We start from the raw sequence: 11,371 nt of genomic DNA on the forward strand, positions 1-11,371 counted from the left end.
TGCGGTGTGAGCTGTGCCGTCAAATACCCTGCCCGGCGAAAATCGCTTCGAGCCGCGCCATCATCTCCGGGTCATAGTCGCCGCCCAGAACCTCGGCCCAGGCCCTGAGATAGTGTTTCGCGGCATAGACATGGCCATGCCCCGGCGGCGTGGTGGTCGCGGTCATCATGTCAAACCCAAGCTGAAGAAAGGTCACCACCGGCCACCATCTGAGGCTCGGGCTGACATCGGGGCCACGCGATCCCCTGAGCCAGGCCGGCGCGCGCCACAAAGTCCCGGTCGAGAAAAACACAATCGGGTCAGAGGGATATTCAAGGTAAATCATTCGCATCACCCCCCAGGGGGCGTATATATGGGTCTGAGGCTCCTGCGTCATCACCCTGATGGCCGAACCGTCCCGGTAACGCGGGGCCCAGGCCGGGCTGTCCGGCACACGGCTGGCCAGCAGCTGCTGCCAGCCGCGCATGGCGAAGGGCGGTCCGGCCCAGAGCGCACCCTGGGGCGGGTCTGACAAAAGATCCTGCCAGGAGATCGGCAATTCACCATTGCGCGCCCCCAGCGAGAGGCCGAACAGATAAAGCTCGGGCCGGCCTGCCTCCGGCAGGTTGCGCCAATGGCCATAGATTTCGCGAAACACTGCGACTGCGCTTTCTGCGCCATATTCCGGTTGCAAAATCAATGACATCCAGCTGGGCAGATAGGAATACTGCACCGCCACCACCGCCAGATCGCCGCCGGTGAGATAATCCAGCGGCTGCATCCCCGCCGGGTCCATCCAGCCGGTGCCGGTCGGCGTTGCGATCACCAGCACGCGGCGGTCAAAAGCGCCGACGCGCAGCGCCTCTTCCAGCGCCAGCCGCCCCCGCTGATCGGCGTCAGGGGCCGAATTCAGCCCGACATAGATGCGCAGCGGCTCCAGCGCCGGCGCCCCGGTGACCGCCGTGATCGCCGCCGCATCGGGCTCTGCAAGAACCCAGTCACGTCCCGCAGCGCCCAGCCCGTCCCATCCGACAAGCGAGGCGGCAGAACCCGATTTCAACGCATCTGCCGGCGCCGCCTTTTCCGGCGGGATCAGCCGGTCAAGGGCTGCATAGGTCTCGTCCAGCGCCTGCAAAACGCGGCCCAGCATCACATCATTGCCGATCGCCCAGAAAAGCAGCAGCGCCAGCGTGATCCCGGTCAGCTTCGCCAGTCGGCGCGGGATAAACGCTTCAAGCTGTGTCGCAATCACGCGCCAGAGCCGGCGGAACAGCCGGCCCAGAAACACCAGCACCAGCGCGACAAAGGCCGCGACCGCGAGAATCGTGAACGGGCGCGCGGTCTCGACCGGCGGGATCCCCATCGCGGCATGGATATCATTTTGCCAGCCCGTGACATTCCACAGCGCCCAGAGGATCGCCACCGCCGCGATCAACAGCCCAAGCGCCATCTTGATCTGCAGCACCCTGGGCGCGGCGGGACCGGATTCGACCACCCAATGGCGCAGAACCATCAGCGTATAGCCAGCCAGATAGCCAATCGCGAAACAGATGCCGCCAAGCGCGCCCTGCACCAGAGCGGCGCGCGGAATCAGCGAAGGCGATAGAGAGACCGCGAAGAAAAGCGCCCCCAATGCCAGACCCGCCGCCGAGGGCCGGCCAAAAAGTGAGGCATCTTTAACTCTGCGCCAACGCAACATTCCGGGCTCCGTCCTGAAGTGATGGGCAGTTTCGCCGCCCGCATGGCGGGGTCAAGGCCCGGCGTTCCCCTACCGCCCCTGGGCCATTTTCGGCGCGCGAAAGACACGGGTGCGGGCAAAACAATCTTCCAGCCGGTTCAGCCGGTCCCTAACCTGATCCGGCATATGGGACTGGATCTGCGCCAGCAGCGCCTCGACCACCATCAAAAGCACTGCGGTCGAATCCCAGGCCGCGGGCATTTCGATATGGCAGGGCAGCACATGGCGCGAATGCGAGGCCGCGGGCGAAAGCCAGCGATCGGTGATCAGCACCACCTCTGCCCCCTGGACCGCCGCGAATTCGGCAAATTGCACCGCATTCGATTCGTAGCGGCGGATATCAAAAATCACCACCACATCACCGGGCGTGAGATCCAGCAGCGCCTGCTGCCAGTCGGTGAGGTGATCGGCGATCCAGGTAACGTCGGGGCGGATGACCCTGAGCAGCGTCGCCATGTAATCGGCCAGCGCATGGGTGAGCCGCCCGCCCATCACCACCACCCGGCGCGACATATCCGCCATCAGCGCCGCAGACCCGTTGAAATCCGCCGCCGGGATCAGATTCAGTGTGGCGCCGATATTGGCAACGACCTGCGCGGCAAAGCCCTGGAGCGGGTGGCTCCGCCCTTCTCCGGGTACCGCCGGGGCGCCAAGCGGGGTCACAAGAAGGTCTTCGACTTCGACCCGAAGCGCCGCCTGGTAATCCGACCAGCCCCTGAAGCCCAGCTTTTGCACCAGCCGCACGATGGTGGGCGAGGACACATCCGCCGCCCGCGCCAGTGTGGTGATCGAGCCGAGCGCCGACATCGGAAAATGCGACAGGATATGGGTCGCGACCTGGCGCTCGGCCCGGGTCAGATCATTGAGCGAGGCCCGCATTCTATTTTCGATGCTCAGGCCCTGATCCATGCGTTCCCCTTTGCGGCAGCGTCCCCCGGGGCTTCGTTACCCCGGAAATGTCACGGACAGGGTTGCAGAAAAGATTGTAACAGGAAACAGCATTCTGAAATAATCTTGACAGCGCCCCCGCCACAGGGTGACCCTTGGGAAAAAATCAGGGAGCCGACTCGTCCATGTCCTTTCCGGGATCATCCTCCTGCCGGCTCTGCCGGGCGGGTCAAGTCTGTCGCCCTCTGTTCCCTGCCGGCTGCGGAGGCTGACCCGATGCCACTCTTTTTTATCCGGCTCGTGCTGATCATCGAAAAGATCAACACCGTCATCGGCCGCCTCGCGATGTATCTGATCTTCGCGCTGGCCGGTGTCCTGCTGTACTCGGTGATCGCAAAGGCGTTTTTCCGCCCCGCGCTCTGGACCCAGGAAATGGCCCAGTTCACTATGGTCGGCTATTTCGTCCTTGGCGGTGCCTATTCGCTGATCCTTGGCGCCAATGTGCGGATGGACCTGCTTTACGGCCGCTGGAGCGTGAAAACCCAGGCGCTGGTCGATTGCGTCACCGTTTTCTGCATGATCTTCTTCCTCGTCATCGTCCTGTGGGGCGGGATTGAAAGCACGATCTACGCATTCGAATTCGGCGAGCGGTCCCGCACTGTCTGGCGGCCCTATATGGCGCCGATCAAGATTGTGATCTGCTTCGGCGTCTTCCTGATGATCCTGCAATCCATCGCCTTTCTCATCCGCGACATTGCGACTTTGCGCGGAGTGAAAATCTGATGCCCTACGAATATATCGCCATTGTCATGTTCATGGGCATGATGGCCATGCTCATGACCGGCCAGCGGGTCTTTGCCGGCATCGGTTTTGTCGCCGTGGTCGCCACCATCGCGCTTTGGGGGGATCGGGGGGTTATGACATCGCCTTCACCACCACCATCAAGCTGATGAACTGGTATCCGATGCTCACCCTGCCGATGTTCGTCTGGATGGGCTATGTGATGTCCGAGGCGCGCCTCGCCGATGATCTTTACAAGATGTTCCATGTCTGGTTCGGGCCGATCCCCGGCGGTCTGGCGATTGGCACGATCCTCCTGATGGTGCTGATCTCTGCCATGAACGGGCTGTCGGTCGCGGGCCTTGCCATCGGCGCCACCATCGCCCTGCCCGAGCTTCTGAAGCGCGGCTATGACAAGCGGATGGTCACCGGCATCATCCAGGGCGGCTCATCCCTGGGCATTCTGGTGCCGCCTTCGATCGTCCTGGTGCTTTATTCGATGATCGCGCGCCAGCCGGTCGGGCAAATCTGGCTTGCAGGCGTCTTCCCGGGCCTGCTGATGGCCGGTTTCTTCCTGCTTTATGTGGTGATCCGCTGCGGCATCAACCCAAAGCTTGGCCCGCCGCTGAGCCAGGAGGAGCGCGATTCCATCACCTGGGGCGAGAAGATCCGGCTGCTGCGCGCCGGAATCCTGCCTGTCGTGATCTTTGCCTCGATGATGGGCCCCTTCGTGATGGGCTATGTCAGCCTGGTCGAAGCCTCGGTGGTCGGGGCGATGATTGCCACCCTGGTCGCCCTGTTCAAAGGACGTATCACAAAAAAGGTCTGGGAGAACTGCCTCGTCAACACGCTGGGCGTCACCTGCATGTTCATGTGGATCCTGCTCGCCGCAATGGCCTTTGGGGCAGTTTTCGACGGGCTGGGTGCCGTGCGGGCCATCGAGGGCTTCTTCCTCGATGATCTGGGCCTTGGCCCCTGGGGCATCGTGATCCTGATGCAGGTCTCGTTCCTGCTCATGGGCATGTTCCTTGACGACACCGCCATGCTGGTGATTGTGGCGCCGCTCTATATTCCGCTGGTCGCGAAACTGGATCTCGGCATGCCGCCACAGGATGTGCTGATCTGGTACGGGGTGCTTTACACCATCACCTGTCAGGTGGCCTATATCACGCCGCCCTTCGGCTATAACCTGTTCCTGATGCGCGCCATGGCGCCGGACCATGTTTCACTCTCTGATATTTACCGCTCCATCGTACCGATTGTCGCGATTATGATCCTGACTTTGGCCGTGATCATGACCTTCCCCGAGATCGCACTTTGGCTGCCACATCAGGTTTATGGACAATAGCCGGGCAAACCGGCATTCAATTAAGAACCCACCAACGGAGGTAAAGATGACGACGAACAGACGGAAATTCCTGACCAGCGGGGCGCTTGCCGCCGGTGCAGCCGCCCTCGCCGCCCCCGCCGTTCGCGCGCAGGCCGCGCCGATCAAATGGCGTATGCAGACCTATGCCGGTGCGGCGCTTGGCGAGCATGTCTGCAAGCCCGCGATTGACAAGTTCAACCAGATTGCTGCCGGGCAGATGGAGATCGAACTCTATTACGCCGATCAGCTGGTTCCGACCTCGGAACTGTTCCGTGCCATGCAATCGGGCACCATCGACGCCGTGCAGTCGGATGACGATTCCATGCAATCGCCGACCGAAGTGACCGTGTTCGGTGGCTATTTCCCCTTTGCCTCGCGCTATTCGCTCGATGTGCCGGTTCTGTTCAACCAATACGGGCTGAAGCAGATCTGGGAAGAGGAATATGCCAAGGTCGGCGTGAAGCATATTTCGGCCGGCTCCTGGGATCCCTGCCATTTCGCGACCAAAGATCCGATCAATTCGCTGAAGGATCTTGAGGGCAAGCGCGTCTTCACCTTCCCGACCGCCGGCCGCTTCCTCGCGCAATTCGGCGTCGTGCCGATGCAGCTGCCCTGGGAAGATATCCAGGTCGCGCTGCAAACCGGCGAGCTCGACGGCATTGCCTGGTCGGGTATCACCGAGGATTACACGGTTGGCTGGGCCGATGTGACCAAATACTTCCTGACCAACAATATCTCGGGTGCCTGGATTGGCCATTTCTTCGCCAATGCCGACCGCTGGAACGAAGTCCCTGATCATCTGAAAGCGCTGATGGAAGTTTGCTTCGAGCAATCGCATTACTACCGTCAGTGGTGGTATTGGGGTGGCGAGGCCGATCTGCGCGTCAATGGCCCGAAACTGCAGCTCACCTCGATCCCGGATGAGGAATGGAATACGGTCGAGGCGAAAGCCCGCGATTTCTGGGATGAGGTTGCTGCTGAATCCGAGACCAAAGCGAAGGTCGTCGAAATATTCAAGAAATACAACGATGTGATGTCTAAAGCCGGCCGTCCTTATCGTTACGGCTGATCCGGTCGGGGCGGTGGTGGTAAGGTCCACCCTGCCCCGTTACATTCGGGCAGGTGAATGACCTGCGGGGAGAGAAAAGGACGTGATTGTGATGCGGATTGCTGAGGATTGCTGGCCCAGAAAGCCGGAATTCGGTGGTGGTGGGTTTTTATCCGCTCCCGCATCCAATTCCTGATCCTTCTGACAAAATACTGAGGCCAATATGCCCGCGAATCTTACGCTCGAAACCCTGAAAGCCGCCTTTGAAGCCGGAGAGATTGACACCGTCCTGGTCGTCGCCCCGGATATGCAGGGCCGGTTGATGGGAAAACGCTTCCATGCCGGCTTCTTCCTCGACAGCGGCTATAATGAGACGCATTGCTGCAATTATCTGCTGGCACTCGACATGGAAATGAACACCGTGCCGGGTTATAAATCCGCCGGCTGGTCGCAGGGCTATGGCGATTACGTCATGAAGCCCGATCTCGCGACCTTGCGCCGCCTGCCCTGGCTTCCCGGCACTGCGATGGTGATGTGTGATCTTCTGGATCACCACACCCATGAAGAGATCACCATCTCGCCGCGTGCGATCCTGAAGAAACAGGTAAAGCGCGCACGCGCCATGGGGTTTGAACCCATGATGGCGACCGAGCTGGAATTCTATCTTTTCGAGAACAGCTACGAAAATCTGCGCGACGATGGCTTCGGCAATCTGCGCCCGATTTCGGCCTATAATGAAGATTACCATATCTTCCAGACCTCGAAAGAAGAGCCGGTTATGCGCAAGTTGCGCAATGATCTTTATGCGGCCGGTATCCCGGTTGAAAATACCAAGGGCGAGGCCGACAGCGGTCAGGGTGAAGTGAATTACCGCTATTCCGATGCAATGGATACTGCGGACAATCACACCATCATCAAACAGGCCGTAAAAGAAATTGCCTGGACCATGGGTAAATCCGTGACCTTCATGGCGAAATATCAGACGGATAAGGCCGGCTCCGCAGCCCATGTCCACCAGTCGCTCTGGACCCTCGATGGCAAACCGGCCTTTTTCGACAAAGACGCCGATCACAGCATGTCACAGGTCATGCGCCATTTCATTGCCGGCCAATTGGAAGCGGCCGAAGAAATGACGGTGTTTTTCGCCCCCTATGTGAACAGCTATAAACGTTTCTGTGTCGGTCTCTTCGCCCCGACCAAAATCGTATGGTCCGGCGACAATCGCACTGCGGGCTTCCGCGTTTGCGGCGAGGGCACCAAGGCCGTCCGCGTCGAATGCCGTATCCCGGGTTCTGATGTGAACCCCTATGTCGCCTGCGCCGCGCTGCTCGCAGCGGGCCTTGACGGCATCGAGCGCAAGCTCGAGCTTGAGCCCGAAATGACCGGGGATCTCTACTCTGCCGCCGGCGTGCGCGAGATTCCGAAAAACCTCCGCGATGCGGCGGCAAAGCTGAAATCCTCGGCGATGCTGCGCAAGGCCTTTGGCGATGACGTGGTCGATCACTACCATCATGCAGCGCAATGGGAAATCTCTGAGACCGATCGCATGGTTACAGATTTCGAACTGAAACGGCTGCTTGAACGCGCCTGAACCGCTGCAAACCTGCACATTTCCGACATAGGGGGCGCAGCCCCCTATCCTCTTCCACAGGTGAAACATGACCCCGATCAAACTGATCTCGCCGGTTGACGGCTCGACTTATGTCGAGCGCCAGCCGCTCGACCACGCCAGCGCCGAGGCTGCGGTTGCCCGCGCCCGCGCGGCACAACCTGGCTGGGCCGCGCGGCCTTTGGCTGAACGCATCGCGCTGGTGAAAGCCGGCGTCGCGAAACTGACCGGGCTGAAAGACGCAATCGTGCCGGAACTCGCCGCCCAGATGGGCCGCCCGGTCAAGTTCGGCGCTGGAGAATTTGGCGGCGTCACGGCGCGCGCCGACTATATGGCGTCCATCGCAGAAGAAACGCTGGCGCCCAAAGTCGTTGAAGACAGTGACAAATTCCGCCGCTATCTCGCACGCGAAGCCCTTGGGGTGATCTTTGTCATCGCGCCCTGGAACTACCCGTTCCTGACCGCAATCAATACGATCATCCCCGGCCTGATCGCTGGCAATACCATTGTTCTGAAACATGCGAGCCAGACCCTTGTGGCAGGTGAACGTCTTGCCGAGGCGTTCCACGCCGCCGGGATTCCGGCAGATGTGTTCCAGAATGTGGTGTTCGACCACGCCGTGACCGAAAAGCTGATCGCGGATCGCAGGTTCGATTTTGTCAATTTCACCGGCTCGGTGAATGGCGGCAAGGCGATTGAACGCGCGGCGGCCGGAACCTTCACGCCGCTTGGGCTGGAGCTTGGCGGCAAAGACCCGGGCTATGTCCGCGCCGATGCCAATGTCGATGCGGCGGTCGATACGCTGATGGACGGCGCAATGTTCAATTCAGGACAGTGCTGCTGCGGGATCGAGCGGATCTATGTCCATGAATCGCTCTATGATTCCTTTGTCGAGAAAGCCGTTGCCTGGGTGAATGGCCTGAAGCTCGGCAATCCGAACGACCAGACCACCACACTTGGCCCGATGGCAAATGTCCGGTTCGCGAAAGTCGTGCGCGACCAGATCGCGGACGCCATTGCAAAAGGCGCAAAGCCGCTGGTCGATCCGGCGCAATTCCCTGCCGATGATGGCGGCGCCTATCTCGCGCCGCAGATCCTCGTCAATGTCGATCACTCCATGTCGGTAATGACTGAAGAGAGCTTTGGCCCGGTTGTCGGAATTATGAAAGTCTCCTCGGATGAGGAAGCGCTGAAGCTCATGAACGACAGCCCTTACGGCCTCACCGCGTCGATCTGGACCGAAGATTACGACACCGCTGCAGAACTGGGCCAACAGGTCGAGACCGGCACCGTTTTCATGAACCGCGCCGACTATCTCGACCCGGCTCTGTGCTGGACCGGCACCAAGGATACCGGCCGCGGCGGCTCGCTCTCCTATCTGGGTTACCATTCGGTGACCCGCCCGAAATCCTACCATCTCAAGAAGGTGTAATATGTCCACCGTTGACAAACAGGGCGTTCCCGACCGCAACTGGTCTTACCCGACCGCGATCAAATTCGGCGTGGGCCGGATTGCCGAACTGGCCGAACATGCCAAATCCACCGGCATGAAAAAGCCGCTGCTGGTCACCGACAAAGCGCTCGCCACCCTGCCGATCACCGCGCAGGCGCTGGATGTGCTCGAGGCCGCCGGTCTTGGCCGCGCAGTGTTTTCCGAGGTCGACCCGAACCCGAATGACAAGAACATGGCTGAAGGCATCGCCGTCTATAAGGCCGGTGGCCATGACGGCGTGATCCTGTTCGGGGGCGGTTCGGCGCTGGATCTGGGCAAGATGATTGCGCTGATGGCGCATCAGCGCGCGGATCTTTCGGTCTGGGATCTGGAAGATATCGACGACTGGTTCACCCGCGCCGACAGCGACAAAATCGCGCCGATGGTGGCGGTTCCGACCACCGCCGGCACCGGGTCTGAGGTCGGGCGCGCCGGCGTTCTGACCAATCTCGCGACCCATAAGAAAAAGATCATCTTCCATCCGAAGCTCTTGCCGGCTGTCACCATCTGTGACCCGGCTCTGACCGTTGGCATGCCGAAATTCATCACGGCTGGCACCGGCATGGACGCGCTGGCGCATTGCCTCGAGGCCTATTCCTCGCCCTTCTACCATCCGATGAGCCAGGGGATTGCGCTGGAAGGTCTGCGGCTGGTCAAAGAGAACCTGGTCACCGTTTACAACGATCCGGGCAATCTGCTGGCGCGCGGTCATATGATGTCAGCGGCGGCGATGGGGGCGGTAGCCTTCCAGAAGGGGCTTGGCGCGATCCATTCGCTGTCGCACCCGGTTGGCGCGGTCTACGGCACCCATCACGGCACCACCAATGCCGTCGTGATGCCGATGGTTCTGGATTTCAACCGCCCGGTGATCGAAGACCGGATCAATGCCGCAAGCGCCTATCTGGGGCTTAAGGGCTTTGACGGGTTCCGCGCCTGGATCATGGAACTGCGCGAGCAACTGGCGATCCCGGCCAATCTGACCGCGTTGGGGGTCGAGGCTGCACGCCTTGACGAGCTTACCGATATGGCGCTGGAAGATCCGTCCTGCGGTGGCAATCCGATTGCCATGACGCGCGAGAATACCCGCGCGCTTTATCAGGCCTGCATGTAAGATAATGTGAACTGAAACCGCCGGTCCCGCCTTTGCGGGGCCGGCATTTGTTCGAAAAGTGCAAGCAGGCATGGGTCGTCTCTCCTCCGACATCACAATTATCGGCGCCGGTGTGATCGGCCTCACCATCGCCGCGCGGCTGAGCGCCGAAGGGCGCGAGGTCACCCTGATCGAGCCGGGCGAGCCGGGCATGGGCGCCTCTTATGGCAATGCCGGGACGGTGGCCGATTACGCGGTGGCGCCGGTTGGCACGCCGGATGTGCTGAGATCCCTGCCCTCGCTGCTTTTTGACCGCAATTCACCGCTGGCGATCCGCCATTCGGCCCTGCTTTCCCTGACGCCATGGCTGGTGAAATTCGCGCGCCAGTGCCTGCCCGGCCCGGCACAGCGCAATTCGGCGGCGATTGCGGGGCTGCTTGCCGGCGCCAATCCGCTGTGGAAAGCGCTGGCGGCGGAGGCGGGCGCCACCGATCTGATCCAGCCGCGCGGCTGCCTCTACATCTTCCGCCAGGAAAGCCAGATCGGGCCCGCCAGGATCGAGATGGAGGAGCGCCGCAGGCTGGGCGTTCAGGTCGAGATGCTGACCGGCGGGCAGCTCGCCGGGCTGGAACCGGGCCTGCCCTTCCATGCCGGGGCCGCCTATTTCCCACAGGCGATTTTCCTCTCGGATCCCGGGCGGATGATGCAGCGCCTTGCCGCCCTTGTGATGCCGCGCGCGCAGCTGATCCGGGGCCGCATTGACCAGCTCCGGCGCGACATCACCGGTGTCGTGCTCAATGGCCGGTCCGATGACGGCAGCCCGTTGCAGATCCTCTCGCGCCGGGTCGTCATCGCCGCCGGCGCCCATTCCCGCGCCCTCGCGGCCCAGGCCGGCGACCGGATCCCGCTGGAAACCGAACGGGGCTACCATGTCGAATGGGATATGGCCGAGCTGCCGCTCACCCGCCCTGCCTGTGTGACCGAGCGCGGCTTTTACCTGTGCCCGATGCAGGGGCGGCTGCGGGTGGCGGGCACGGTCGAGCTTGGCGGCCTCAGGCTGCCCCCCTCGCCGCATCGCATCGCGAAACTGGTCGAGGGCGCGCGGGTGCTGTTCCCCGACCTGCCCGCCCCCTCGCGCAGCTGGATGGGGTTTCGCCCTTCGATCCCCGATTCAGTGCCGGTGATCGGCCCGTCGAAAGGCGGCGCCGATGTGCTCCTGGCCTTCGGGCATGGCCATATCGGCCTGACCCTGGCGCCAAAGACCGCCGATCTGATCACCGACCTGATCCAGGGTCGCAGCCCGGGCGCGGAACTCACCCCCGCATTGCCGTCGCGATTCTAGGGACGGCCCCGCCGAAGCGGTGGCTTTCCCTTGCCG

General features: G+C 61.6%; 8 protein-coding genes and 1 pseudogene. 7 read left to right on the forward strand and 2 right to left on the reverse strand.

The genetic code is table 11. The annotated features are described in order from the left end of the window. Positions 1 to 19: 19 nt before the first annotated feature. Together QNO18_RS16085 and QNO18_RS16090 are read right to left on the reverse strand one after the other, a co-directional pair. The gene (locus tag QNO18_RS16085) at positions 20 to 1,678 is read right to left on the reverse strand and encodes an alpha/beta-hydrolase family protein (RefSeq protein WP_283178495.1); all 1,659 of its coding nucleotides are present in this window, start codon (positions 1,676 to 1,678) and stop codon (positions 20 to 22) included. Between the two features lie 69 nt (positions 1,679 to 1,747). Then, a complete protein-coding gene (locus tag QNO18_RS16090) occupies positions 1,748 to 2,626 on the reverse strand; it encodes a MurR/RpiR family transcriptional regulator (RefSeq protein ID WP_283178496.1) in 879 nt (292 codons plus the stop codon). A 255-nt stretch (positions 2,627 to 2,881) separates the two neighbouring features. Here QNO18_RS16090 and QNO18_RS16095 point away from each other — a divergent pair, with 255 nt between their 5' ends. The 7 genes and pseudogenes from QNO18_RS16095 to QNO18_RS16125 all read left to right on the forward strand — a co-directional run bounded on the left by QNO18_RS16095 (position 2,882) and on the right by QNO18_RS16125 (position 11,335). Continuing rightward, the gene (locus QNO18_RS16095; protein ID WP_283178497.1) at positions 2,882 to 3,388 is read left to right on the forward strand and encodes a TRAP transporter small permease subunit; all 507 of its coding nucleotides are present in this window, start codon (positions 2,882 to 2,884) and stop codon (positions 3,386 to 3,388) included. Further along, a pseudogene (locus tag QNO18_RS16100) lies at positions 3,388 to 4,733 on the forward strand (TRAP transporter large permease subunit). The gene QNO18_RS16095 and the pseudogene QNO18_RS16100 overlap by 1 nt, the downstream one beginning before the upstream one ends. 46 nt (positions 4,734 to 4,779) lie before the next feature. After that, a complete protein-coding gene (locus tag QNO18_RS16105; protein WP_198838994.1) occupies positions 4,780 to 5,823 on the forward strand; it encodes a TRAP transporter substrate-binding protein in 1,044 nt (347 codons plus the stop codon). Between the two features lie 202 nt (positions 5,824 to 6,025). Beyond that, complete coding sequence (locus QNO18_RS16110; RefSeq protein ID WP_283178498.1) at positions 6,026 to 7,393, forward strand: glutamine synthetase family protein; 1,368 nt, start codon at positions 6,026 to 6,028, stop codon at positions 7,391 to 7,393. Positions 7,394 to 7,460: 67 nt separating this feature from the next. Next, positions 7,461 to 8,843 (forward strand): aldehyde dehydrogenase family protein, encoded by a 1,383-nt coding sequence (locus QNO18_RS16115; protein WP_283178499.1) that lies wholly within the window; start codon positions 7,461 to 7,463, stop codon positions 8,841 to 8,843. 1 nt (position 8,844) lies between these two features. Next, positions 8,845 to 10,014 (forward strand): iron-containing alcohol dehydrogenase, encoded by a 1,170-nt coding sequence (locus QNO18_RS16120; RefSeq protein ID WP_283178500.1) that lies wholly within the window; start codon positions 8,845 to 8,847, stop codon positions 10,012 to 10,014. A gap of 70 nt (positions 10,015 to 10,084) precedes the next feature. Beyond that, positions 10,085 to 11,335, forward strand: a complete 1,251-nt coding sequence (locus QNO18_RS16125; protein ID WP_283178501.1) for an FAD-dependent oxidoreductase — start codon at positions 10,085 to 10,087, stop codon at positions 11,333 to 11,335. The last annotated feature ends 36 nt before the right edge of the window (positions 11,336 to 11,371 follow it).

The organism is Gemmobacter sp. 24YEA27 (assembly GCF_030052995.1).
In the GTDB taxonomy this organism is placed as follows: Bacteria; Pseudomonadota; Alphaproteobacteria; order Rhodobacterales; family Rhodobacteraceae; genus Pseudogemmobacter.